The organism is Bacillus sp. 05T31, assembly GCF_056396725.1.
This window is the reverse complement of sequence record NZ_JBFTMA010000088.1, coordinates 1-24,358: the sequence shown is the minus strand read 5'-3', so window position 1 is coordinate 24,358 and position 24,358 is coordinate 1. Positions and strand designations below refer to the sequence as shown.

The following is a 24,358-nucleotide window of genomic DNA, read 5'->3' as shown; positions in this document are numbered from 1 at the left end:
GCGTATTACTGGATATAAAAAAGAGGAAGCAATAGGGAAATATATTTTAGAAGTTATTCCAACGAGTAAGTTGCTTCGTATTATACGCACGAAAAAAATAGAAGTGAATCATGAACTGACGTTAGAGAATGAAAAAAAGATTATTACAACGCGTATTCCGATATTAAAAGAAGGTGGAGAGGTTCAAGGGGCATTTGCGATTTTTAAAGACATTACAGAAGTTGTAGATTTAGCGGAAGAAGTTACAGACTTAAAAGAAATTCAAACGCTACTTGAGGCGATTATTAACTCATCTGAGGAAGCAATTTCGGTTGTTGATGAGAAAGGAAGAGGACTAGTTATAAACCCTGCTTATACGAAGTTAACGGGTTTGACTGAAGAAGAAATTATTGGGAAGCCGGCTACAACTGATATTGTGGAAGGTGAAAGTATGCATATGAAAGTACTTCGGACGCGCCGAGCGGTACGAGGAATACATATGAAGATTGGGCAAAAAAAGCGAGATGTAATTGTAAACGTAGCACCGGTTATTGTCGATGGAATATTGAAAGGGAGCGTCGGGGTAATTCGCGATGTATCAGAAATTCAAAAGTTAACAAATGAATTGAATAGGGCAAGACAAATTATTCGAACGTTAGAAGCAAAATATTCATTTGATGATATTGTTGGTGATTCAGATGAAACGACGGCAGCTATTGAACAAGCAAAACTTGGAGCGAATACACCGGCAACAGTATTACTTAGAGGGGAATCTGGTACGGGGAAAGAGTTATTTGCACACGCTATTCATAACAGTAGTAATCGAAAATACAATAAGTTTGTACGAGTAAACTGTGCTGCTATTTCTGAGACCTTATTAGAAAGTGAATTATTCGGTTATGAGGAAGGCGCGTTTTCTGGAGCGAAAAGAGGCGGGAAACGAGGATTCTTTGAAGAAGCGAATAATGGAAGTGTTTTTTTAGATGAAATCGGAGAGTTATCTGCAAATACGCAAGCGAAGCTCCTTCGTGTGCTACAAGAAAAAGAAATTGTGAAAGTAGGGGGAACGAAAGCGATACCTATTAATGTTCGAGTGATCGCTGCGACGCATGTGAATTTAGAAAAAGCTATTTTAGAAGGGAAGTTCAGAGAGGACTTATATTATCGTTTAAATAAAATCCCGATTCAAATTCCTTCCCTTCGTCAGCGTAAAGGAGATATACCAGCGATTGCAGAAAGGTTAATTCAAAAAATTAATCAAGATTATGGTCGTAATGTAGAAGGACTCACCGATTCAGCCGTTTCGTATTTACAATCATATGAATGGCCAGGGAATGTTAGGGAACTTGAAAATATTTTAGGAAGAGCTATTATCTTTATGAATTATAACGAGATATATATTGATGTACATCATTTACCGCCTTTACATAAAGAAGAACAAGTAGAGACGAAACAAAATAATTTATTACCTGAATTAGAAGAGAAGGCCCTTGAACACCTAGTGACAGAATTTGAGGGGAATATTATCCGTGAATATTTAGAGAAATTTGATGGGAACAAAACGAAGACTGCAAAAGCGTTAGGAATTTCAGTTCGAAACTTATATTACAAGCTAGAAAAGTATGACTGYGCAAAAAATAGCATGCAATAAATTGCGTACCGTGCAATTTATTGCGTGGTATACAAAAAGCGACAAAACGAGACAGAATATTTCGTTGTTTTCCAAAGTATTGATTTTACTGCATTTTGAATGCGTTTTCATTATTGGTAAGACCACTTTTGAAAGTTGGCACGGTATTTGCTTAATGAATAGACGAGGGACGACGGAAAGGGTTGATTACAAAATATGAAGTTAGAACACTTAATTGATCAAGCAGCAGGACAGCCTAAAAAAACTGTGGCTGTAGCAGTAGCTGAAGATCATGAAGTAATTGAAGCTGTAGCGAAAGCAATCAAGTTACAGCTAGCTCAATTTCGTCTATATGGAAATCAAGATAAAATAATAGGGATGCTACAAGAGCATGGGCTACAAACTTCAGAACATATTGAAGTGATTGCAGCAGCGTCAAGTGCTGAGGCTGCAGAACTTTCTGTTAAATCTGTAAGCAATGGCGAAGCAGATGTGCTAATGAAGGGGAACATCCCAACAGCAAATATTTTGAAAGCTGTATTAAATAAAGAGTGGGGACTTCGTAAGGACAGCGTGCTTTCACATGTTGCAGCGTTTGAAGTTCCAAATTACGATCGTCTTATTTTTGTTACAGACGCAGCGATGAACATTGCACCTGATGTAACACAAAAAGCTGCTATTATACAAAATACTGTAGAAGTTGCCCAGGCAATAGGAATTGATTTGCCAAAGGTAGCGCCAATTGCAGCGGTAGAGGTTGTTAATCCTGCGATGCAAGCGACAATTGATGCAGCGATGTTAACTCAAATGAATCGCCGCGGACAAATTAAAAATTGTGTCGTTGATGGACCACTTGCTTTAGATAATGCAGTATCACAAATTGCAGCAGAACATAAAGGCATAGTAAGTGATGTAGCAGGTAAGGCAGACATTTTACTCGTCCCAACGATTGAAGCTGGAAATGTGCTATATAAATCACTCGTCTATTTTGCAAATGCAAAGGTAGGAGCGATGATTGCTGGCGCTAAAGCACCGATTGTTTTAACATCACGTGCTGATTCAGCAGAAACAAAAGTATATTCATTAGCATTGGCAGTTGCGACTGCTTCAAAATAAACCAAATAGGGTAAAACAATTAGGGGGAAACGACAATGACATTAGAAATCTTCGAATACTTAGAAAAATATGATTATGAGCAAGTGGTATTTTGTCAAGATAAAGAATCTGGTTTAAAAGCAATCATTGCAATCCATGATACAACACTTGGACCAGCTCTTGGTGGAACAAGAATGTGGACATATGATTCTGAAGAAGCGGCGATTGAAGATGCATTGCGTCTTGCAAAAGGGATGACATACAAAAATGCAGCAGCTGGTTTAAACTTAGGTGGTGCAAAAACAGTAATTATCGGTGATCCACGTAAAGATAAAAGCGAAGCGATGTTCCGTGCATTAGGACGATACATTCAAGGACTAAACGGACGTTACATTACAGCTGAAGATGTTGGTACAACAGTAGATGATATGGATATTATCCATGAGGAAACTGATTTTGTAACAGGGATTTCACCATCATTCGGTTCTTCTGGTAACCCATCTCCAGTAACTGCATACGGTGTTTACCGTGGTATGAAAGCAGCTGCAAAAGAAGCATTTGGTACAGATAACCTAGAAGGAAGAGTAATTTCTATTCAAGGTGTTGGTAATGTAGCATATCACCTATGCAAACATTTACACGCTGAAGGAGCAAAATTAATCGTTACAGATATTAATAAAGAAGCTGTACAACGTGCAGTAGAAGAATTCGGTGCAACAGCAGTTGAGCCAAATGAAATTTACGGTGTTGAATGTGATATTTACGCACCATGTGCATTAGGCGCAACAGTTAATGATGAAACTATTCCACAACTTAAAGCAAAAGTAATCGCAGGTTCTGCAAATAACCAATTAAAAGAAGATCGTCACGGCGACCTTATTCATGAAATGGGTATTGTATACGCACCAGACTATGTTATTAATGCAGGTGGCGTAATTAACGTAGCAGACGAATTATATGGATACAATAGAGAACGTGCATTAAAACGTGTTGAGTCTATTTATGACACAATTGCAAAAGTAATCGAAATTTCAAAACGCGATGGCATAGCAACTTATGTAGCAGCAGATCGTCTAGCTGAAGAGCGCATTGCAAGCTTGAAAAACACTCGTAGCACATATTTACGCAACGGTCACGACATTATTAGCCGTCGCTAATCATTCATATATAACTTTTACGAAAGGTGTGGTTACCTCTTATGAGGTTTCCACTTCCTTTTAAATTTATTAGTGGAGGTAGCAACATTGTCTGTAAATCGAATTCTTGTTATTAACCCAGGTAGTACATCCACAAAAATTGGTGTTTTTGATAATGAAAGACCCGTTCTAGAAGAAACTATTCGTCATGACGTAGAACAGATTGGAAAATATAAGCGAATTATCGACCAATATGAGTTTCGTAAAGAAACGATTTTAGAAGTTCTACATTCTCATGGTATTAACATTTCAAAATTAAACGCTGTTTGTGGGCGTGGTGGATTACTTCGTCCAATCGAAGGCGGTACGTATACAGTAAACGATGCGATGTTAGAAGATTTAAAAAATGGGTTTAGCGGTCATCACGCTTCAAACCTTGGAGGCATTTTAGCATATGAAATTGCTTCTGGATTAAACATTCCTGCATTCATTGTGGATCCTGTCGTTGTAGATGAAATGGAGCCAATTGCTCGTATAAGTGGTATTGCTGGTATGGAACGCAAAAGTATTTTCCATGCATTAAATCAAAAAGCAGTTGCTCGTAAAGTAGCAGATGAATTAAATCACAAATATGAGGATTTAAATTTATTAGTTACACATATGGGCGGCGGTATTACAGTTGGTGCTCATAAAAAAGGAAAAGTTATCGATGTGAATAATGGCTTAAACGGAGAAGGACCATTTAGTCCAGAGCGTGCTGGTACAGTACCAGTAGGACAATTAGTTGAAATGTGTTTTTCTGGTGAGTAYTACCGAGACGAAATGGTTAAAAAACTTGTCGGACAAGGTGGACTTGTAAGTCTTATCGGTACAAACGATGCAATTAAAGTAGAACAAATGGTTGAAAAAGGTGATCCTGAAGCAACTCTTATTTATAAAGCAATGGCGTATCAAGTTGCAAAAGAGATTGGCGGAGCTAGTGCTGTACTTCACGGGAAAATCGATGCAATCGTATTAACTGGTGGACTTGCGTACAGTAAAATTCTTGTCGATGAAATAAAAGAACGTGTTCACTGGATTGCAGATGTTATCGTACATCCAGGAGAAGATGAATTACAAGCGTTAGCAGAAGGAGCACTTCGTGTATTACGTGAAGAAGAAGCTCCAAAAGAATATATTGTACGAGAAAAACAAACAGTAGCTAGGGGTTGAGATAATGGCAAGAGAATATGATTTAGTCATCGTTGGCGGCGGTACTGGTGGATATGTTGCTGCTATTCGTGCATCACAACTAGGGTTAAAAACTGCACTTGTTGAAAAAGAAAATCTTGGTGGTACTTGTTTACACAAAGGATGTATTCCTAGTAAAGCTCTTTTACGTAGTGCGGAAGTATACGCAACTGCTAAAAAAGGAGAAGAGTTCGGAGTTATTGCAAGTAATGTAGAACTAAACTTTGCTAAAGTACAAGAGCGTAAAGAGAAGATTGTAACGCAGCTTCATAAAGGCGTTCAGCATTTAATGAAACAAGGTAAAATTGATGTGTTTGAAGGTATTGGCCGTATTCTTGGCCCATCTATTTTCTCTCCAATGCCAGGTACAATTTCAGTTGAACTTGCAAGTGGAGAAGAGAATGAAATGTTAATTCCAAAAAATGTACTTGTTGCAACAGGTTCTCGTCCAAATTCATTACCAGGATTAGAGTTAGACGGAGAGTATGTAATGTCTTCGGATCATGCCCTAAAAATGGAAACGCTTCCTAGCTCAATCATTATCGTTGGTGGCGGTGTAATTGGTATTGAGTGGGCATCTATGCTTGCTGACTTCGGTGTAGAAGTTACTGTATTAGAATATGCGAAAAACATATTACCACTAGAAGATAATGACGTTTCAAAAGAAATGCAACGTYTATTCAAGAAAAAAGGTATTAAAGTGGTAACTGGTGCRAAAGTATTACCAGAAACATTGGTAAAAGATAATGGAGTAACAATTCAAGCTGAACATAACGGTGAGAACAAAGCATTTAAAGCAGAAAAAATGCTTGTATCTGTAGGAAGACAAGCGAATACGCAAAATATGGGCTTAGAGAACACAGATATTGTTGTGGAAAAAGGATACATTCAAACAAATGAGTTTTATCAAACGAAGGAATCTCATATTTACGCAATTGGAGATGTAATCGGTGGCTTGCAACTTGCTCACGTTGCTTCTCATGAAGGAATTGTTGCAGTAGAACATATCGCTGGTAAAGAAGTTACACCAATYGATTATTCTATGGTATCAAAATGTGTATATAGTAGTCCAGAAGTTGCTTCTGTCGGCTTAACAGAACAAGAAGCAAAAGAAAAAGGCTATAAGTTAAAAGTCGGTAAGTTCTCATTCCGTGCAATCGGAAAGGCACTTGTATACGGAGAATCAGACGGTTTTGTAAAACTTGTAGTTGATGAAGAAACAAATGACATTCTCGGTGTTCATATGATCGGACCACATGTAACAGATATGATTTCTGAAGCTGGTCTTGCAAGAGTACTTGATGCAACACCTTGGGAAGTAGCGCATACAATTCATCCGCATCCATCATTATCTGAGGCGATTGGTGAAGCTGCACTTGCTGTAGATGGAAGAGCATTACACGCATAAAAATGTGGATTTAGGAGGTTATGAAAAATGGCAGAAGTAAAAGAAAAGCGCCATGAAGAGCTTGGCTTAAGTGATGAGCAAGTATTAGAAATGTTCCGTACGATGTTACTTGCACGTAAAATTGACGAACGTATGTGGTTATTAAACCGTGCAGGTAAAATTCCATTCGTAATTTCTTGTCAAGGACAAGAGGCTGCACAAGTTGGAGCGGCATTCGCTCTTGATAGAGAGAAAGATTATGCATTACCATACTACCGTGATATGGGTGTTGTACTAGCGTTTGGTATGACAGCTAAAGAGCTTATGTTGTCTGCTTTCGCAAAAGCTGGAGATCCAAACTCTGGTGGTCGTCAAATGCCTGGTCACTTCGGTCAAAAGAAAAATCGTATTGTTACAGGATCATCACCAGTAACAACGCAAGTACCACATGCAGTTGGTATTGCACTAGCTGGAAAAATGGAGAAGAAAGATTTAGTAACGTTCGTTACATTCGGAGAAGGCTCTTCAAACCAAGGTGACTTCCATGAAGGAGCAAACTTTGCTGGTGTACACAAACTACCTGTTATTTTCATGTGTGAAAATAACAAATATGCAATCTCYATTCCAGTTGAAAAACAATTAGCATGTAAAAACGTATCAGATCGTGCAATTGGTTACGGCATGCCTGGATATACAATAGACGGAAACGATCCGCTTGCAGTATATAAAGCTGTAAAAGAAGCAGCAGACCGCGGTCGTCGTGGTGAAGGTCCGACTTTAATTGAAGCAGTATCATATCGTTTGACAGCACATTCTAGTGACGACGATGATCGTGTTTATCGTGATAAAGAAGAGGTAGAAGAAGCGAAGAAAAAAGATTCAATTATAACATTTGCAGCTTATTTAAAAGAAGTTGGTGTGTTAACTGAGGAATTTGAAAAACAAATGCTAGACGAAATTATGCATATCGTAAATGAAGCAACACGGTTTGTATGATCAATTTGGTGAAGATCGTGCGCTTGATGCACCGCTTGCAGAATCTGCAATTGCTGGGGTAGCAATTGGTGCGGCAATGTATGGTATGCGTCCAATCGCTGAAATGCAGTTTGCTGATTTCATCATGCCAGCAGTAAACCAAATTGTTTCTGAGGCAGCAAAAATTCGTTATCGTTCTAACAACGATTGGACTTGTCCAGTTACAATTCGTGCGCCATTCGGCGGGGGTGTTCACGGTGCATTGTATCATTCACAATCTGTAGAAGCGATGTTTGCAAACCAACCAGGTTTAAAAATTGTTATCCCTTCTACACCATATGATGCAAAAGGCTTATTAAAAGCTGCAATTCGTGATGAAGATCCAGTATTATTCTTTGAGCATAAGCGTGCATATCGCTTAATTAAAGGTGAAGTGCCAGAAGATGACTATGTATTACCAATCGGAAAAGCAGATGTAAAACGCGAAGGTGATGATATTACTGTTATCACTTACGGATTATGTGTTCACTTTGCTCTTCAAGCAGCTGAGAAGTTAGCACAAGATGGAATCTCTGCACACATTCTTGATTTAAGAACGGTATATCCGTTAGATAAAGAAGCGATTATTGAAGCGGCTTCTAAAACAGGTAAAGTTCTTCTTGTAACAGAAGACAATAAAGAAGGAAGTATTATAAGTGAAGTGGCAGCAATTATTGCTGAAAACTGTCTGTTTGATTTAGATGCGCCAATCGCACGTCTTGCAGGTCCAGACGTTCCAGCAATGCCATATGCACCAACAATGGAAAAATTCTTTATGGTAAATCCAGATAAAGTTGAAAAAGCAATGCGTGAACTTGCGGAATTTTAATCGGGGGGACTATACATGGCTGTAGAAAATATCACAATGCCTCAGCTCGGGGAGAGCGTTACAGAGGGTACAATTAGTAAATGGCTCGTTAATGTTGGCGATCACGTAAACAAGTATGATCCGCTTGCAGAAGTAATGACTGATAAAGTAAATGCTGAAGTACCATCTTCTTTCACTGGTATTGTGAAAGAATTAATCGCTGGTGAAGGTGAGACGTTAGCTGTAGGTGAAGTAGTTTGTGTTATTCAAGTAGAAGGCGCAGATGAAGTAGCAGCGACAGCTGTTGAGGAAAAAACAAAAGAAGAACCAAAGGCAGAAGTCGCTACGCCTGAAAAAGCACCGAAAGCAAAACAACCAACTGATGGAAAACCACGTTTTTCACCAGCTGTTTTAAAACTTGCGGGTGAGCATAATGTTGATTTAGATTTAGTAGAAGGTACGGGAGCAAATGGCCGTATCACTCGTAAAGATATTTTAAAGCTAGTGGAATCTGGAAATATTCCGCAAGCAGGTGCGAAGAAAGAGGAAGCGGTAGCGGTAGCAGCAGTAGTAGAAGCGCGTCCAGAAGCACCAAAAGCAGCGCCAGTAGCACAAAAAGTAGAAGCTGCAAAACCAGTTTCTGTACCAACAATGCCTGGCGATATCGAAATTCCAGTAACAGGTGTGCGTAAAGCAATTGCAGCAAATATGTTACGTAGTAAACATGAGGCACCTCATGCTTGGATGATGATTGAAGTAGATGTGACAAACCTTGTATCATATCGTAACTCAATTAAAGGCGATTTCAAAAAGCGTGAAGGCTTTAACTTAACGTTCTTTGCTTTCTTCGTAAAAGCAGTAGCACAAGCGTTAAAAGAGTATCCTCAAATCAATTCAATGTGGGCTGGCGRTAAGATCGTTCAGAAGAAAGATATTAACCTTTCTATCGCTGTTGCAACAGAGGAGTTTATCACTTGACCACCGTGTACTAGATGGCCTAATTTGTGGTAAGTTCTTAGGACGTGTAAAAGAAATTCTAGAAAATACGTCAGAAAATAATACATCTGTATATTAATAAAAAGCTCGCTTATGCGAGCTTTTTATCATCTTATTTCTTCATTTGCATCCTACTATATGTACAACACTTTTCCCGGCAATCTTACAATGAACGAGTATGTATTAGAAATTTACGAAAATACATTGCTGATATATGGTATATAGATATAAAATAAGAAAAGAATAATTTTTTTGGCAAATCTTACTGACGAAACTGTAGTATAATATATTGTATTATATGAAAAAGAGAGTTATTCTATATAAGTGTTTTATAGATAATGTGTAATCAGTCGTCAAAACATGAAGAATGTTGACTCCTGGTTTTTTATTTTGCTGTAACAATGTTTCAGGAGGATGTCATGAAAAGAAGTACCGAGTTTCTAAAAAGTTTAGATGTAAAATTAATTTTAATTTTGTGTGCATTTTGTGTTATAAGTATAACTGCTATATATAGCAGTCAGCAAACCGGACAGTATGGAGATGCAAACTTTGCTATGAAGCAGGGAGTTAACTACATAATTGGGGTTGTATTGTTACTTCTTGTTGCTAGCATCGACTTAGATCAGTTGCAAAAATTGTCTTGGCCGCTTTATATTGCTGGGTTTGCTTCACTTATTCTTTTGAAAGTATTACCACCATCAGGTTTCACACCTGAAAAGTTAGGGGCAAAAAGGTGGTTCGTTTTTCCAGTACTTGGACAAATTCAGCCATCCGAGTTTTTCAAAATCGCATTGCTTCTTGTAGTAGCAAGTATAGCAGTGAAACATAATGCACAGTATATGGCAAGGACATTCCAAACGGATTTACAATTAGTAGGTAAAATTATGCTAGTATCCCTCCCGCCTATGGCCGTTGTATATAGCCAACCGGATACAGGTATGGTGTTCTTATATGCAGCAGCTATCGCATGTATTTTATTTATGTCAGGAATTCAAAAGAAATTAATTGCGTTATGTACAGTCATTCCGGTGACCATATTGTCTACATTAATATTTATATTTGTAAAATATCCAGATTTCTTCTTTAATAAATTAGTTACTTTGTTAAAACCTCACCAACAATCACGTATTATAGGTTGGCTAAATCCATTTGAGAATGCAAATGAAGGCTATCAAACACAGCAATCGATTTTAGCTGTAGGTAGTGGAGGTATGGAAGGGAAAGGATTCGGTGAAGGGAACGTCTATATTCCAGAGAAACACACTGACTTTATTTTCGCTACAATTGCCGAAGAAGGTGGATTTATAGTAGCGGCGTTAGTTGTGTTCTTGTTCCTATTACTACTATATCGAACAATTATTATCGGTTATTCTGCTGATAATTTATTTGGTACATTATTATGTGCTGGATCAATAGGAATACTAACGGTTCAAATATTCCAAAACATCGGTATGATCGTTGGATTAATGCCTGTAAAAGGTATCGCATTACCTTTCTTATCATATGGGGGAAGTTCCTTATTTTCGAATATGATTATGATGGGGCTCATATTATCGGTACGGAAAACGTATAAAAAATATATGTTTTCAGTTAAGTAAAAAAGCTAGTTCGTGTAAAAACGAACTAGCTTTTTTACATATATGCCCTTAAACGTTGCAAACTAAGACAGAATAGCAGTTTGAGACGGGTAAGGAGTGCAAAGTGATGCATATGCATATTTTTGAAGGAGCACGGCATCTATCTAATAGTGAATGGGTTATTCGAGCTATCATAGCATACATATTTTTAATATTAGTTGCGAAAGCGATGGGACAAAGGTCCATCGCACAACTTCGTTTTTTAGATGTCGTATTAGTATTATTGCTTGGTGGGAATATTTCTAACGCATTATCTGATGAAAAAGTAGGGTTACTCGGCTCGATGATTACAACGTTCATACTCGTTGTACTTCACATTATAAGCTCAGTCTTAATGTTGAAATGGGATAGATGGAGACGCTTTTTAGAGCCAGCACCTATTATTCTTATACACAATGGTTCCATTGATTTTAGCAATTTGAAAAAAGCGAGAATTACGGTGGAATATTTATTTTCGGAAATTCGTATGCGCAATGTGAGCGATATTCAAACGATTAAATTAGCATTGTGGGAAGCGAATGGTGTTGTTTCTATATTTCAGTATCCAGAATATGAAGCAGTTTCGCGGCTTGATCTGAAAGTGGCGGGAAGAAGATCTCCAGTTTCTTTTGTATTAGTAAAGGATGGGAGGATTCAGCAAGATGTTCTAGCTTTAGTAGGAAAAACAGAAGAGTGGGCGAAAGAGTGTTTAGAGAAGAGTGCAGAAATCGAATCCATTATGTTAGCTACAGTAGATGAAGCGCATAAAATAAATGTTTTGTTAAAAAAATGAAAAATATACGCATTTTGTCGTTTCATACATATGATACAATAGTGTGGACAACGAAAAAATGGGAGGTGTTTCCATGGGATATGTAGAGGAATTACGAAAAGTAGTTGGTCATCGCCCTTTAATTTTAGTTGGTGCTGTTGTACTCGTTATAAATGAAAGTGGATATGTATTATTACAGCAAAGAACAGAGCCGTACGGAAAATGGGGGTTGCCTGGCGGGCTAATGGAGCTTGGTGAATCACCAGAAGAAACAGCTTACCGTGAAGTATATGAAGAGACAGGAATAGAAGTAAAGAACCTCCGATTAATCAATGTATTTTCTGGAGCGAACTATTTTTCAAAATTAACAAACGGTGATGAGTTTCAATCCGTAACGACAGCCTATTATACCGATGAATACGAAGGGAACTTTGTTATGAATAAAGAAGAAGCGGTTCAGCTTAAATTCTTCCCGGTAACAGAGCTACCTGATTATATTGTRGGATCGCATAAAAAAATGATTGYRGAATATATGAAAATTATGGRAARAAAKATATAATARTATTGGAAGAAATACAAAAACACAGWTCTGGTYGGTAGTCCAGACGCATGATTTCATGTCAGTAACCTTCCCCTCCGGGATGTCCAGTATTTCTAATTTTTGTAAAGGAGGGGCTGTCAATGGATTTGACAGTATATCACGATGGTCAATTTTTTGTAGGAATTATTACGCATAAAGAAAAAGGAAAATTGTATGGAGCAAGGTATATTTTTGGAATGGAACCTTCAGACGAGGAAGTACTTATATTTGTGAATGGTCCAATGTTAGCATATTTCCAGCACGTTGCAAAATGCGGTGTGGAAGTGAAAGAAAAACAGCGTCCAAAAAATATAAAACGTATCATACGACAAGCGGCAAAAGAAGTAAATGTAAAACGTTTTACAAAGGCGCAAGAAGCAATTAGTTTATCTTACGAGTTGCATAAACAAGAAAAGCGAGTGCAATATAAAGAGAAACGAGAAGCTGAAAAGCAAAGAAGACGTTTAATAAAAGTACAAAAGGCAAAGCAAAAACATCGCGGTCACTAAGAAAAGGTGTTAGAGCAAGAGCTCTAACACCTTTTATACGCTTAAATACAAGTAAACTTACTTGTATTTCATAAACATTAACTGGTAAGATACAAATAGGTAGAATTAGAGGAGGGAAAAGATTGATTAACTTTAACTTTTTTATGAATGATGTTGTCCGTCAAGCGCGTGAAGAGATTGTCTCTGCGGGATATACAGAATTGACGACACCAGAAGCAGTCGAAGAAGCATTTAAAAGAAATGGTACAACACTTGTAATGGTAAACTCTGTATGTGGTTGTGCAGGTGGYATTGCTCGTCCTGCTGCTGCACATTCCGTACATTATGATAAACGCCCTAACCACCTTGTAACGGTATTTGCGGGTCAAGATAAAGAAGCAACAGCAAGAGCTCGTGAATATTTTGAAGGATATCCACCTTCATCTCCATCATTTGCGTTATTGAAAGATGGAAAAATTGTAACGATGGTAGAACGTCATGAAATTGAAGGTCATGAACCAATGCAAGTAATTGCAAAACTACAATCTTATTTCGAAGATAATTGCGAAGAACTATAAGGAAGAGAAAAAGGCGGTACGTCCACGATCAAGTGGGTGTACCGCCTTTTTTATTTAGTTTTTAAAATAATTAAATATGCAGGGAGTTTTTATTTTATGCATATTTTTATGCATTAAAAACAGCTTTAATGCTGTTTTTGTATTTATTTTTATTTTAAATATTGCATAAAAATGAAAGTACTGATACAATACAAACATCGAATAAATATTCTATTAAACTTTTAAATATACATTATTAGGGGGAAGAAAGATGAAGAAGTTATTATCAATATCATTTGCACTTATTTTAATTGTAAGTATGTTCAGTGCTTGTAGTAATGGGGAAGAAAAGGCGAATGGCGAAAATAAAAAAGTACTCGTTATGGGGACTTCAGCAGACTATAAACCGTATGAATACGTGGAAGCTTCAAAAAGTGATGAAATTATCGGCTTTGATGTTGATATTGCCAAATATATCGGAAAAGAACTTGGGTACGAAGTGAAAGTGAAAGACATGGATTTCGGCGGATTATTAGCATCTCTTAATTCAGGAAAAGTTGATTTCGTTATGGCAGGTATGACGCCAACTGCAGAGCGTAAAAATAATGCTGATTTCACAGATATTTATTTTGTTGCTAAAAATATGATCGTTTCAAAACACGGCTCTAATATTAAATCGTTAGAAGATTTAAAAGGGAAAAAAGTAGGGGTACAAACAGGGTCAATTCAAGAAGAAAAGGCAAAAGAATTTCAGAAACAAGTCGATTTCAAAGCTGAGGGACGTGACCGTATACCAGAAATCGTACAAGAAATTAAAGCTGGTCGTTTTGACGCTGCAATTATAGAAGACACAGTTGCAAAAAATTATTTAGAAAAAATGAAAGAACTACAAGGAATTGAAATTCAAGAAGCACCAGAAGAAGTAGGTGCAGCAATTGCTCTTCCGAAAAATAGTGATAAAACAGAAGAATTTAATAAAGTAATTAAGAAAATGCAAGAAAATGGAGAAATGGATAAATTAGTGAAGAAATGGTTTGGCAGCGGAAAATAAGCTGCCTTTCACTTTTCTGTGAGGGGAATGAAAAGGATGAATCTAGATTTTTCGGCAATTACGCCTTCAATACCATATATATTAAAGGGATTAGAAGTTACATTGAAAATTGTAGCTGCATCAGCTGTGGTAGGATTTATTTTAGGAACGTTATTAGCACTTTGCAAAATTGCTAGAATACGAGTATTAAATATTGCAGCAGATATTTATACGTCAATATTTCGTGGCACACCGCTAGTATTGCAATTAATGATTATTTATTTCGGTGTTCCGCAAATGATTGGTTATGACATACCAGCCTTTTTAGCAGCTGTACTTGCATTTAGCTTAAATTCAGGTGCATATATGTCAGAAGTAATTCGTGCCGGCATTCAAGCAGTCGATAAAGGACAAACAGAAGCAGCAATGGCTTTAGGTATTCCGTACAGTAAAATGATGAGAAATATTATTTTTCCTCAAGCTTTAAAAAATATATTACCAGCACTTGTGAATGAGTTTGCGACACTTACGAAAGAGTCGGCTGTAGTAACCGTAATAGGAGCGACTGATTTAATGCGCCGTGCTTATATTGTAGGCGGTGAAACATTTAAATATCTTGAGCCATTACTTTTTGTTGGACTTATTTATTATATATTAGTAATTATTCTTACATTAGTTGGGAAAGCCATTGAAGGGAGAATGAAGAAAAGTGATTAAAATTGACAACCTTCATAAATCATTTGGGAAAAATGAAGTATTAAAAGGAATTACAACAACGATTGAGAAAGGAGAGGTTGTTGCAATTATTGGACCGTCTGGATCTGGAAAGTCAACGTTTTTACGCTGTATGAATGTACTAGAAGCACCGACAGCTGGTCACATTTGGATTGGGACGGAAGAAGTAACGAATCCGAAAACAAATATTATGCACGTTCGTGAAAATGTCGGAATGGTATTTCAACATTTTCACTTATTCCCTCATATGACTGTATTAGAAAATATTACGTATGCTCCTATCAATGTAAAAGGAGTAACGAAGCAAGAAGCTGAAAAAAAAGCTGAGAAACTTCTAGAAAAAGTGGGGTTATTAGATAAGAAAGATGCATATCCAAATCGCCTTTCAGGTGGACAAAAGCAACGTGTAGCAATTGCAAGAGCGTTAGCGATGGAACCGGAAGTTATGTTATTTGATGAACCRACMTCWGCGCTAGATCCAGAAATGGTGAAAGAAGTGTTAGAAGTTATGAAATCATTAGTTACGACAGGAATGACGATGGCAATCGTTACACATGAAATGGGATTTGCAAAAGAAGTAGCAGACCGTGTTCTCTTTTTAGATGGTGGAAAGCTCGTAGAAGATAGTAATCCGGAAGAGTTTTTTACAGCACCAAAAAGTGACCGTGCAAAAGAATTTTTGCAAAAGATATTGTAATATGTGAAGGGTACGTGAATAATAGGTAGAAAAGGATGACATTGCGTCATCCTTTTTTTATACTATTTTTAAATACATTTATACATATAGGGGTAATGATATGTTTAAAATTGGATATAGAACAGTGAAAACAGCGCTTGGAACGGGAGCGGCAGTTTTTATTGCTCAGTTATTAGGATTAGAATTTTATAGTTCAGCTGGTATTTTAGTCATTTTATGTGTGCAAAATACGAAACGAAAATCCGTTCAAGTATCGTTGCACCGTTTTTTAGCTTGTGTATTATCGATGGTATTTGCGTTTTGTATTTTTGAAACGATTGGTTATACACCACTAGCGATTAGCGTATTACTGCTTACCTTTATTCCAACTGCAGTTATGTGCAAAATTCAAGAAGGGATTGTCACGAGTTCGGTTATCGTTATGCATCTGTATTCATTAAAGCAAATTACATGGTCTATAGTTGGTAATGAAATTGCTATATTAACGATTGGAATTAGTGTYGCTTTATTAGTAAACATGTACATGCCMAGCAGTGAGAATAAACTGAAAGAGTATCAAGGAAAAATAGAAGAGCATTTCAGAACGATTTTGTTTGAAATGGTCGTTTATTTAAGGAATCGAGATAGTAATTGGAGTGGGGCCGAATTAATTGAAACAGAAATGATGCTGAAAGAAGCGAAAGATTTATCATTTAAAAAACTTGAGAATGAATTTATGCGTGAAGATGACTATTATTATCGGTATTTTGATATGCGTATGCAACAATTTGAAATTTTGGAGCGCATGATACCATTAGCTGCATCACTATCTTGGACGTATGAACAAGCTGATATGATTGCAGACGTAATTGAAAATATAGGGAATTCTATTCGACCTGAAAGTACAGGGGTCATTTCGTTAAGACAACTTCAAGAAATGCGAGAAGTATTTAGAGAAATGCCTTTACCAGTCTCGCGAGAAGAATTTGAAATACGTGCAAAACTTGTTCAACTTGTTTATGAGATGGAGCAATATTTACTCATTAAAAGTCGTTTTAAGGGAAAGGATAATATAAAAGAACTTATTTAGAAGGTAGGAACTATATATGCCGTATCTTCTTTCTTTAGTATTATGTCTTTCTCTATCACCGATCTGGCCTCTTGGTGATAACCCACGTGCTGGAGATCCTTTTATAATTGTAAATAAAGCAACGAATAAACTAGCTTATATCGATGATGGGAAGATCCAAAAGGTTTTTCCAGTAGCGACAGGGAAAACAAATGAATTAACCCCAGAAGGGACCTTTGACATTGTATTGAAGGCGAAGGATCCCTATTATATTGCGAAGGATATTCCTGGGGGCTCTCCAAAAAATCCACTTGGATCGAGGTGGATGGGATTTAATGCAAGAGGAACGGATGGAAGTAAGTATGGGATACACGGGACAAACCAGCCTAGTTCAATTGGAAAATATATTTCGCAAGGATGTATAAGAATGAAGAAACATGATGTGGAATATTTGTTTGATCGTATTCCAATTGGAACGAAAGTATCGATTGTGAAATCGAAAAAAACATTTCAGCAATTGGCGAAGGAAAAAGGGGCCATAGTATTTGGAAAAGTCAACGAAACGGTTGGCTTTTTCTTTTATTATAAGTTGTCTTGACATGTGTACATAACCATGCGTTAATGAGAATATATAAAGATAATTGAGTAAAGGGGTTGCTCATATGTATTTAAATCCAAAAATTTCTTACATGCAGTTTTGTGTTGGTTTTCTATTTGTTATTACATTCATATTGGCAACTTTTAATATATGTTCTTACGTTGTAGCGATTGTATTTATGGCATTACTCAATCTTACTTTTGTTATTGGGGCATTTCAGCAGAAACAATATACAAGTTTTGTAATAGCACTTGTAATGGCCTTTTCCTTTAGCATTGTAGCAATTGTAATATATATAAAATAAAATGTTCATTACAAGATAGACTATCTCGATTTCGAGATGGTCTATTTTGTATGTGTAAGCAGTAAAAAAAGGACGAGTGAATCGTCCTTTTTACCAAAACATACTTGCGCCAGTAAGTAATGTTGTTACAAGCATAGAAATTARCATTATATAAACCATAATTTTTTGAGCTTTTTTATGCATCGTTAAACCTCCTTGCAAATCAGTACAATTTCATTGTAACGAGAAATGAAATTGTGGACAAGGGGAGAGAAAGGACAAAATTCGGGAAGGAGGTGCAAAATATTACAGGAAATTTGAGCATACGTAGAGAATATGTTAAAAGGYGGATTATTAGTTTTTGTTATGCAAGCATGAAGAATGGAGATACGATGATGAAAATATACGAAACAGAGCGTTTACATTTAAGAGAAATTGATGAGTCGTATGCGGAAAAAGTTCTTCAATATTACGACAAAAATCGTGAGTTTTTAAAAGCGTGGGAAGAATATAGGCCAGAGGATTTTTTCACGTTAGATTATCAAAAGAAAAAGTTACAAAAGGATAGAAAAGAGTTCGCGGAAGGTAAGATCATCAGGCTGTGGATTTTTAAAAAGGGTGATGATACAAAAATTATTGGATGTATTTCATTTAATCTAATTGTTCGCGGAATTTATCAATCTTGTGTACTCGGTTATAAATTAGATAAGGAAGAATTGAATAAAGGTTACACAACAGAAGCGCTTAGAAAAGCAATTCAAGTTACCTTTGAAGAATTTCATTTACATCGTATAGAAGCACCAATTATGCCACGAAATTTAGCATCTATACAAGTAGTGACGAAGATAGGATTTCAATATGAAGGTGTATCTCGAAAAATGCTAATGGTAAATGGCATCTGGGAAGATCATATGCGCTGGGTATTGTTAAACGAGTAATAGAAGGCAGATGGGTATCTAGATGTGTTAACCATCTGTTTTTTGTCTTGTATTTCGAAACTTTTGCGAAATTCTGTTATAATTAATGTTGTTACATACATAATGGTAGTGCAGGAGGCGCAGTCTTATGATTAATCAAGAACGTTTAGTAAATGAATTTATGGAGTTAGTACAAGTAGATTCTGAAACAAAATTTGAAGCAGAAATTTGCAAAGTGTTAACAGAGAAATTTACTGCTTTAGGTGTAGAAGTATTTGAGGATGACACGATGGGTGTGACTGGTCATGGTGCAGGTAACTTAATTTGTACTTTACCAGCAACAAAAGACGGTGTTGATACAATTTATTTCACTTCTCATATGGATACAGTAGTTCCTGGTAATGGAATTAAGCCTTCTATTAAAGATGGATATATCGTATCAGATGGTACTACAATTTTAGGAGCCGATGACAAAGCTGGATTAGCATCTATGTTTGAAGCAATTCGTGTCTTAAAAGAGAAAAACATTCCTCATGGTAAAATTGAATTTATTATTACAGTTGGAGAAGAATCTGGTCTTATTGGCGCAAAAGCGTTAGATCGCGAGCGCATTACAGCAAAATATGGTTATGCATTAGATAGTGATGGAAAAGTTGGTGAAATTGTAGTTGCAGCGCCAACACAAGCGAAAGTGAATGCGATTATTCGCGGGAAAACAGCTCATGCTGGCGTAGCACCAGAAAAAGGTGTATCTGCAATTACTATCGGGACATGGTATCCCAACAGTTAACTTAGCAGTTGGTTATGAAGAAATTCATACAACAAATGAAAAAATTCCTGTTGAAGAATTAGCGAAAACAGCAGAATTAGTTGTAGCTATTATCGAAGAAGTAGCGAAGTAAGTAATAAAGTCAAAAAGACGTGTGAACCAATTATGGTTTACACGTCTTTTTTTATTTTGATTCAATTGCTTTCACAAGGCGGATAAGCCAATATAAGAAGACCCACGGAAGTACATAAGTTGTTGCAAAACGTATGAAATGAGAGAAGATTCCTAAAGCGTAAATGTTAATTTTAAAAAGGGGAAGTAACAAATAATTAATCGCAAGGATTACTATAATAATAATAAATACATAATTGAGTTTATTATGTTGTTTCATAACGATTCACCTCCTTTACAATAATATCCATTTGTTACGTACAGTATAGCAAAAAATAGATAGAGAAAAGCCAATAATTATTATAACGTGTAAAGAAATTTGATATAATGAAGGAACAAATGTTCTTTAAGGGGTGAGTAGTATGCGAGAAATGTATCCGAAAAATGGACGTGTTATTTTACATGTAGATATGAATTGTTTTTTCGCATCTGTCGAAATTGCTCATGACCCATCATTACAAGGAAAGCCATTAGCGATTGCGGGGAATGAAAAAGAGAGAAAAGGGATTATCATAACATGTAGTTATGAGGCGAGAGAATATGGAATACGTACGACGATGCCTCTATGGGAAGCGAAGCGATTATGCCCGCAATTAGTTGTGAGGCACCCTAATTTTACATTATATCGAGAAGCTTCATTTCAAATGTTTCAAATTCTTTCCCGTTTTACAGAAAAAATACAACCGTTTTCTATAGATGAAGGGTATTTAGATATTACAGATTGCTATGCGCTCGGTTCGCCTCTTGAAATAGCGAAGATGATTCAACAAGCGTTACTAACAGAGTTACAGCTTCCATGTAGCATTGGGATTGCCCCAAACCTTTTCCTAGCAAAGACTGCTTCAGATATGAAAAAACCTCTTGGAATTACAGTACTTCGAAAACGTGATATCCCAGAAATTATTTGGCCACGATCAGTTGCAGAGATGCATGGAATCGGAGAGAAAACAGCTGAAAAACTAAAAGACATTCATATACATACAATTGAACAGTTAGCAAAAGGAGACGAGCATATCATTCGCGCTAAAATTGGAAAGCACGGTGTTGATTTACAAAAACGTGCAAAAGGTATGGATGACAGGGAAGTTGATCCGAATCAAATGGGACAACATAAAAGCGTTGGAAATTCGATGACTTTCTCAAAGGATATGGACGAAGAAAAAGAATTACTTGATATGTTAGAAAGATTATCGAAATCAGTAAGCAAAAGGCTACAAAAACGAACTCTCGTTAGTTATAACATTCAAATTATAATTAAATACCATGATCGTCGCACGGTAACACGGAGTAAACAATTGAAAAATGCAATATGGGAAGAACGGGTTATTTTCCAAGCAGCATCACGTTTATGGAAGCAACACTGGGATGGTGATTCTGTTCGTCTGTTAGGTGTTACAGCTACTGAATTAGAGTGGAAGACAGAATCAGTRAAACAGTTAGATTTGTTTTCATTCGAAGAAGATGCGAAAGAGGAGCCGTTACTTGCTGTTATTGATCAAATTAATGAAAAGTATGGAACACCTCTTTTACAGAGAGGTAGTCAATTATTGCGTAAGCAAGAAAAGTCGTTTCAGCAAAAATTAGAAAATAAGTTTATGTAGAAGGTTTTAGAGATTTAAACCCTTCTTTTTTAGATGGAAGAGAGGATCCAGCCATTCGATGTCTCCATTGTCTTTCCATTCCGATGCAAGCTCCTACAATAATTGCTATAAATAACCTTAATACGATGTCATACCATATCATCATGGTTACCTCCATACATATAAGTACATGTTATATTTTTTGAGAATGAGTGAGAAATACCCACTCATTCTCATTTTTACAACCAGCTGTGGAATTTTTTAATATAAAGCTTTTTCAGGAATTGTGTTAAGAAAGCATAACCTAATAATATTCCTATGAGCCACGGGAAGTAGCTTAGTGGTAATGCTTGTAAACCAATTGCTGCACCAAGTGGTGAGAATGGAATGTAAATTCCGATTGCCATAATACAAGCGGTTAATATAAGAACTGGTATTGATGCTGTACTTTGAATGAACGGAATTTTCTGTGTTCTAATCATATGGACAATTAATGTTTGAGTTAGCAACCCAACGACAAACCAACCAGATTGGAATAGCGATTGTTCTCCAGGTGTATTTGCACCGAACACATTCCACATGACAACGAATGTGATAATATCGAATATAGAGCTAATTGGACCGATGCAAATAATGAAGTTACGCAAGTTTGCAGTATCCCATTTTCTAGGCTTCTCTAGAAATTCCTTATCCATTTTATCCCATGGAATTGAAAGCTGTGAAATATCATAAAGTAAGTTTTGAATTAAGATGTCAGTAGAAGTATCAACAGATATTCCAACATCAGCATCACGTAGTGCAACGGCATCGTTAATACCATCCCCCATATAACCTACAGTATGACCATTACCTTGCAATACGCGAATGATGCGGGACTTTTGCATTGGATTTAGTTTTGCGAACACTGTTGTTTCTTCTGCCAGTGTTGCTAATGTTTTATCTGGTAAAGAATCAATTTCGTAACCGAGGACAGGTTCGCCTATATTTAATCCCACKTCTTTACAAACYTTTYTTGTAACAATTTCGTTATCRCCTGTTAAGATTTTCACTTGTACGCCRTGTTTTTGCAATGCTTGAATTGCAGAAGCAGCAGATGGTTTAGGTGGATCTAAAAAGCCGATATATCCAGTAAGGATCATAGCGGATTCATCTTGTACTGCATAAGCTTTATGATAAGGTTTGTTATCGTTCTTGTATGCTACAGCGATGACACGCATTCCTTCACTATTTAAAGTTTCGCTAAGATGTTTTACATTTACTCTCATTTCTTCAGTGAGAGGGACAATTTGTCCATCAACTTCAGTGTAGTTACAAATTGATAAAATTTCTTCTACGGCACCTTTACAAACCATTGTATGTTCACCTAAAATATTTTTCACGATGACAGACATGCGACGCCGAGCAAAATCGAATGGAATTTCATCTAGCTTTTGAAAAGCTGATGGATCAAATTTATGGTTCTCCTCTGTATGTTCAATAACAGCTTTATCTATTAAATTTTTCAATCCAGTTTGATAGAAGCTATTTAAATAGGCAAAGTGTAATACACGATCGCACTCATTTCCGTTAGGATCTAAATGACGAACTAGGACAACTTTATCTTCTGTTAAAGTTCCAGTTTTATCTGTGCAAAGAATGTTCATAGCACCTAAGTTTTGAATTGAGTTGAGCTGTTTTACAATTACTTTTTGTTTAGACATGTTCACGGCGCCTTTAGCTAAATTAGCAGTTACAATCATTGGCAGCATTTCAGGTGTAAGGCCAACTGCAACAGCAATAGCAAAGAAAAAAGCTTCTTGCCAATCTCCTTTTGTGAATCCATTAATGAGAAGGACGATGGGCGTCATAATAAGCATGAATGTGATTAAGAGCCAACTTACTTTGTTTACGCCTTTATCAAAGTTTGTTTCTGCACGTTTTCCGATAACCTTTATTGCTAAAGAGCCGAAATACGTATCCGTACTAGTTGAAACAACAACAGCTTTTGCGCTACCGCTAACAATATTTGTACCCATAAAGCAAAGGTTTTCCATATCGAGCGGATTGTAATTTTTTTTCATGTTTTTCGGTAATATATGTTTATTTTCCGTATGGTAGCAGTTTTCGTATTTTTCTACAGGAAGTGCTTCCCCGGTTAAAGAAGACTGATTAACAAATAAATCTTTTGCGGATAAAATACGCACATCAGCTGGCACGATATCACCAGCTGAAAGTGAAATAATATCGCCAGGTACAAGTTCTTCAATTGGAATTTCTGTTGTGTAATTTCGATTTAAATTTGTTACGTTTTTTGTTTCGTGTACAAATCCATCTATTCTAAAGACACTCGCAGTTGTTCGAACCATAGCCTTTAACTTATCCGCCGCTTTCTGAGAGCGGAATTCTTGTAAAAAGCGAATCTTTGCACTTAGCAGTACCATTACAGATACGACAATTGTTCCTTGTATGTCATCTGTGAAAAAAGAGAGCGCTCCAAGAGCTAATAAAACAAAAATAAATGGATTTTTAAATGCCAGCAGAAATTGAATGTACCACGGCAATGTTTTATTATGAGCAATTTCGTTCGGACCATATAAAGAAAGTCTACGAGACGCTTCTTGTTTAGAGAGTCCATCTTGTGTTGTTTCTAAGAGTTTTAACGCAGAGTTTACATCCTGTGTTGCAACTTCCACTAATAATTCGTTATTTGCTTTCATGCTATCTTGATCGTAAGCATGCTTCGTTTCTTGTCTTTGTAAATTTAACATCGGTAGTTCCTCCTCTTTCATGAAGGAGGAAACAATCTGTTACTCGACTATTTAAAATTGGGAGGAACAGCTTCTTTCCTACCTACATGATAAAATATAAGTGTAAAACATATGGGTATCTGGGCTGAATCATCACTTGCCACTGTTCCTCACCTCCGTACAATTTAATAGTTTCTGAATATGCTATGTTTGTTTCATAGTARGGTGCATAAAGAYATAAAAAAGACCTTTACTCAAAACGAGTAAAGGTCTGAATTCGTAGTCAAAAAGAGTCAACAACAAAGACTGTTAGTAAACATAGATAAAAACAGTTTTTGTGTATGACAAAACATACGCACCTCTCCCTCGTTGAGTTTTAGCACTGTATAGCATAGGTACTGAAACCAGCTACGTTAAGAAAGGCCTTCATTCCGACCTTTCCTGTTGACCCATTGGCGTCTCTCGACATTTTTGGGCAGCAGCGTTTCTCTATACAGGAGCCTCACCTAACAGAGA

At 36.6% G+C, this 24,358-nt stretch carries 24 protein-coding genes, 3 pseudogenes and 1 riboswitch; of the genes and pseudogenes, 23 read left to right on the top strand and 4 right to left on the bottom strand.

Features of this window, described 5'->3' with window-relative positions; all coding sequences use genetic code 11:
* The 19 genes and pseudogenes from AC1DJR_RS08525 to AC1DJR_RS08435 form a co-directional block, all read left to right on the top strand.
* A partial coding sequence (locus tag AC1DJR_RS08525; protein WP_477002384.1) for a sigma 54-interacting transcriptional regulator occupies nucleotides 1–1,630 on the top strand: 1,630 nt, incomplete at its 5' end.
* Between the two features lie 195 nt (nucleotides 1,631–1,825).
* On the top strand, nucleotides 1,826–2,725 hold the full coding sequence (yqiS, locus tag AC1DJR_RS08520; protein WP_429687769.1) for a phosphate butyryltransferase: 900 nt from the start codon (nucleotides 1,826–1,828) through the stop codon (nucleotides 2,723–2,725).
* Between the two features lie 35 nt (nucleotides 2,726–2,760).
* Nucleotides 2,761–3,861, top strand: coding sequence for a leucine dehydrogenase (locus AC1DJR_RS08515; protein ID WP_113734247.1), 1,101 nt, complete (start codon nucleotides 2,761–2,763; stop codon nucleotides 3,859–3,861).
* A gap of 87 nt (nucleotides 3,862–3,948) precedes the next feature.
* Nucleotides 3,949–5,052, top strand: coding sequence for a butyrate kinase (gene buk, locus AC1DJR_RS08510; RefSeq protein ID WP_002088555.1), 1,104 nt, complete (start codon nucleotides 3,949–3,951; stop codon nucleotides 5,050–5,052).
* Between the two features lie 4 nt (nucleotides 5,053–5,056).
* Nucleotides 5,057–6,478 carry a dihydrolipoyl dehydrogenase gene (gene lpdA / locus AC1DJR_RS08505; RefSeq protein ID WP_002033960.1) on the top strand — a complete coding sequence of 474 codons (1,422 nt, stop codon included), beginning with the start codon at nucleotides 5,057–5,059 and terminating at the stop codon, nucleotides 6,476–6,478.
* 27 nt (nucleotides 6,479–6,505) lie between these two features.
* Nucleotides 6,506–7,453 carry a 3-methyl-2-oxobutanoate dehydrogenase subunit alpha gene (gene bfmBAA, locus AC1DJR_RS08500; RefSeq protein WP_477002383.1) on the top strand — a complete coding sequence of 316 codons (948 nt, stop codon included), beginning with the start codon at nucleotides 6,506–6,508 and terminating at the stop codon, nucleotides 7,451–7,453.
* Nucleotides 7,443–8,300: pseudogene (gene bfmBAB, locus AC1DJR_RS08495) on the top strand (3-methyl-2-oxobutanoate dehydrogenase subunit beta); the annotation flags it as partial. The gene bfmBAA and the pseudogene bfmBAB, both read left to right, overlap by 11 nt.
* Nucleotides 8,301–8,315: 15 nt before the next feature.
* Nucleotides 8,316–9,354: pseudogene (locus tag AC1DJR_RS08490) on the top strand (dihydrolipoamide acetyltransferase family protein).
* Between the two features lie 340 nt (nucleotides 9,355–9,694).
* Nucleotides 9,695–10,873 carry an FtsW/RodA/SpoVE family cell cycle protein gene (locus AC1DJR_RS08485; protein ID WP_002129028.1) on the top strand — a complete coding sequence of 393 codons (1,179 nt, stop codon included), beginning with the start codon at nucleotides 9,695–9,697 and terminating at the stop codon, nucleotides 10,871–10,873.
* Nucleotides 10,874–10,979: 106 nt separating this feature from the next.
* Entirely contained in the window at nucleotides 10,980–11,684 is a 705-nt protein-coding gene (locus AC1DJR_RS08480) for a DUF421 domain-containing protein (RefSeq protein ID WP_002067069.1), read from the top strand.
* A gap of 73 nt (nucleotides 11,685–11,757) precedes the next feature.
* The gene (locus AC1DJR_RS08475; protein ID WP_477002382.1) at nucleotides 11,758–12,222 is read left to right on the top strand and encodes an NUDIX hydrolase; all 465 of its coding nucleotides are present in this window, start codon (nucleotides 11,758–11,760) and stop codon (nucleotides 12,220–12,222) included.
* Between the two features lie 122 nt (nucleotides 12,223–12,344).
* Complete coding sequence (locus tag AC1DJR_RS08470; protein WP_429687767.1) at nucleotides 12,345–12,752, top strand: YjdF family protein; 408 nt, start codon at nucleotides 12,345–12,347, stop codon at nucleotides 12,750–12,752.
* A 143-nt stretch (nucleotides 12,753–12,895) separates the two neighbouring features.
* Nucleotides 12,896–13,309: a BrxA/BrxB family bacilliredoxin gene (locus tag AC1DJR_RS08465; RefSeq protein ID WP_002015097.1), complete on the top strand. Its 414-nt coding sequence runs from the start codon at nucleotides 12,896–12,898 to the stop codon at nucleotides 13,307–13,309.
* Between the two features lie 250 nt (nucleotides 13,310–13,559).
* Nucleotides 13,560–14,339, top strand: a complete 780-nt coding sequence (locus tag AC1DJR_RS08460; protein ID WP_429687766.1) for a transporter substrate-binding domain-containing protein — start codon at nucleotides 13,560–13,562, stop codon at nucleotides 14,337–14,339.
* 36 nt (nucleotides 14,340–14,375) lie between these two features.
* A complete protein-coding gene (locus tag AC1DJR_RS08455; protein ID WP_429687765.1) occupies nucleotides 14,376–15,035 on the top strand; it encodes an amino acid ABC transporter permease in 660 nt (219 codons plus the stop codon).
* Nucleotides 15,028–15,750: an amino acid ABC transporter ATP-binding protein gene (locus AC1DJR_RS08450; protein ID WP_002160561.1), complete on the top strand. Its 723-nt coding sequence runs from the start codon at nucleotides 15,028–15,030 to the stop codon at nucleotides 15,748–15,750. Before AC1DJR_RS08455 ends, AC1DJR_RS08450 begins: the two co-directional genes overlap by 8 nt.
* A 100-nt stretch (nucleotides 15,751–15,850) precedes the next feature.
* A complete protein-coding gene (locus tag AC1DJR_RS08445) occupies nucleotides 15,851–16,819 on the top strand; it encodes an aromatic acid exporter family protein (RefSeq protein WP_002033971.1) in 969 nt (322 codons plus the stop codon).
* Between the two features lie 16 nt (nucleotides 16,820–16,835).
* Entirely contained in the window at nucleotides 16,836–17,396 is a 561-nt protein-coding gene (locus AC1DJR_RS08440; RefSeq protein WP_002067076.1) for a L,D-transpeptidase, read from the top strand.
* 64 nt (nucleotides 17,397–17,460) lie between these two features.
* Nucleotides 17,461–17,700 carry a DUF3894 domain-containing protein gene (locus tag AC1DJR_RS08435; RefSeq protein WP_002088543.1) on the top strand — a complete coding sequence of 80 codons (240 nt, stop codon included), beginning with the start codon at nucleotides 17,461–17,463 and terminating at the stop codon, nucleotides 17,698–17,700.
* Between the two features lie 90 nt (nucleotides 17,701–17,790).
* Here AC1DJR_RS08435 and prli42 read toward each other — a convergent pair whose 3' ends face one another.
* The gene (gene prli42, locus AC1DJR_RS08430; protein WP_000549036.1) at nucleotides 17,791–17,883 is read right to left on the bottom strand and encodes a stressosome-associated protein Prli42; all 93 of its coding nucleotides are present in this window, start codon (nucleotides 17,881–17,883) and stop codon (nucleotides 17,791–17,793) included.
* Nucleotides 17,884–18,071: 188 nt separating this feature from the next.
* Here prli42 and AC1DJR_RS08425 point away from each other — a divergent pair, with 188 nt between their 5' ends.
* The 3 genes and pseudogenes from AC1DJR_RS08425 to AC1DJR_RS08415 all read left to right on the top strand — a co-directional run bounded on the left by AC1DJR_RS08425 (nucleotide 18,072) and on the right by AC1DJR_RS08415 (nucleotide 19,498).
* The gene (locus tag AC1DJR_RS08425) at nucleotides 18,072–18,617 is read left to right on the top strand and encodes a GNAT family N-acetyltransferase (RefSeq protein WP_429687773.1); all 546 of its coding nucleotides are present in this window, start codon (nucleotides 18,072–18,074) and stop codon (nucleotides 18,615–18,617) included.
* A gap of 127 nt (nucleotides 18,618–18,744) precedes the next feature.
* Nucleotides 18,745–19,368: pseudogene (locus AC1DJR_RS08420) on the top strand (M20/M25/M40 family metallo-hydrolase); the annotation flags it as partial.
* Complete coding sequence (locus AC1DJR_RS08415) at nucleotides 19,343–19,498, top strand: hypothetical protein (protein WP_477002381.1); 156 nt, start codon at nucleotides 19,343–19,345, stop codon at nucleotides 19,496–19,498. The pseudogene AC1DJR_RS08420 and the gene AC1DJR_RS08415, both read left to right, overlap by 26 nt.
* A gap of 51 nt (nucleotides 19,499–19,549) precedes the next feature.
* Here AC1DJR_RS08415 and AC1DJR_RS08410 read toward each other — a convergent pair whose 3' ends face one another.
* Nucleotides 19,550–19,756: a hypothetical protein gene (locus AC1DJR_RS08410; protein ID WP_429687764.1), complete on the bottom strand. Its 207-nt coding sequence runs from the start codon at nucleotides 19,754–19,756 to the stop codon at nucleotides 19,550–19,552.
* A 142-nt stretch (nucleotides 19,757–19,898) separates the two neighbouring features.
* Here AC1DJR_RS08410 and AC1DJR_RS08405 point away from each other — a divergent pair, with 142 nt between their 5' ends.
* Complete coding sequence (locus AC1DJR_RS08405; RefSeq protein ID WP_477002380.1) at nucleotides 19,899–21,137, top strand: DNA polymerase IV; 1,239 nt, start codon at nucleotides 19,899–19,901, stop codon at nucleotides 21,135–21,137.
* Here AC1DJR_RS08405 and AC1DJR_RS08400 read toward each other — a convergent pair.
* Both AC1DJR_RS08400 and mgtA read right to left on the bottom strand, forming a co-directional pair.
* Nucleotides 21,130–21,279, bottom strand: coding sequence for a hypothetical protein (locus AC1DJR_RS08400; RefSeq protein ID WP_162014387.1), 150 nt, complete (start codon nucleotides 21,277–21,279; stop codon nucleotides 21,130–21,132). The two genes, AC1DJR_RS08405 and AC1DJR_RS08400, sit on opposite strands and share 8 nt — an antisense overlap.
* A gap of 76 nt (nucleotides 21,280–21,355) precedes the next feature.
* A complete protein-coding gene (gene mgtA, locus AC1DJR_RS08395) occupies nucleotides 21,356–23,863 on the bottom strand; it encodes a magnesium-translocating P-type ATPase (RefSeq protein WP_477002379.1) in 2,508 nt (835 codons plus the stop codon).
* A gap of 334 nt (nucleotides 23,864–24,197) precedes the next feature.
* A riboswitch (M-box (ykoK) riboswitch) is annotated at nucleotides 24,198–24,358 on the bottom strand. This riboswitch is flagged as partial in the annotation.

Coding starts and splice junctions, on each gene's coding strand:
- AC1DJR_RS08455 (WP_429687765.1), top strand. CDS start 14,376: ATGAATCTAGATTTTTCGGCAATTACGCCTTCAATACCATATATATTA.
- AC1DJR_RS08425 (WP_429687773.1), top strand. CDS start 18,072: ATGATGAAAATATACGAAACAGAGCGTTTACATTTAAGAGAAATTGAT.
- yqiS (WP_429687769.1), top strand. CDS start 1,826: ATGAAGTTAGAACACTTAATTGATCAAGCAGCAGGACAGCCTAAAAAA.
- AC1DJR_RS08410 (WP_429687764.1), bottom strand. CDS start 19,756: ATGAAACAACATAATAAACTCAATTATGTATTTATTATTATTATAGTA.
- AC1DJR_RS08480 (WP_002067069.1), top strand. CDS start 10,980: ATGCATATGCATATTTTTGAAGGAGCACGGCATCTATCTAATAGTGAA.
- AC1DJR_RS08440 (WP_002067076.1), top strand. CDS start 16,836: ATGCCGTATCTTCTTTCTTTAGTATTATGTCTTTCTCTATCACCGATC.
- AC1DJR_RS08515 (WP_113734247.1), top strand. CDS start 2,761: ATGACATTAGAAATCTTCGAATACTTAGAAAAATATGATTATGAGCAA.
- AC1DJR_RS08470 (WP_429687767.1), top strand. CDS start 12,345: ATGGATTTGACAGTATATCACGATGGTCAATTTTTTGTAGGAATTATT.
- AC1DJR_RS08435 (WP_002088543.1), top strand. CDS start 17,461: ATGTATTTAAATCCAAAAATTTCTTACATGCAGTTTTGTGTTGGTTTT.
- AC1DJR_RS08400 (WP_162014387.1), bottom strand. CDS start 21,279: ATGATATGGTATGACATCGTATTAAGGTTATTTATAGCAATTATTGTA.
- AC1DJR_RS08485 (WP_002129028.1), top strand. CDS start 9,695: ATGAAAAGAAGTACCGAGTTTCTAAAAAGTTTAGATGTAAAATTAATT.
- AC1DJR_RS08460 (WP_429687766.1), top strand. CDS start 13,560: ATGAAGAAGTTATTATCAATATCATTTGCACTTATTTTAATTGTAAGT.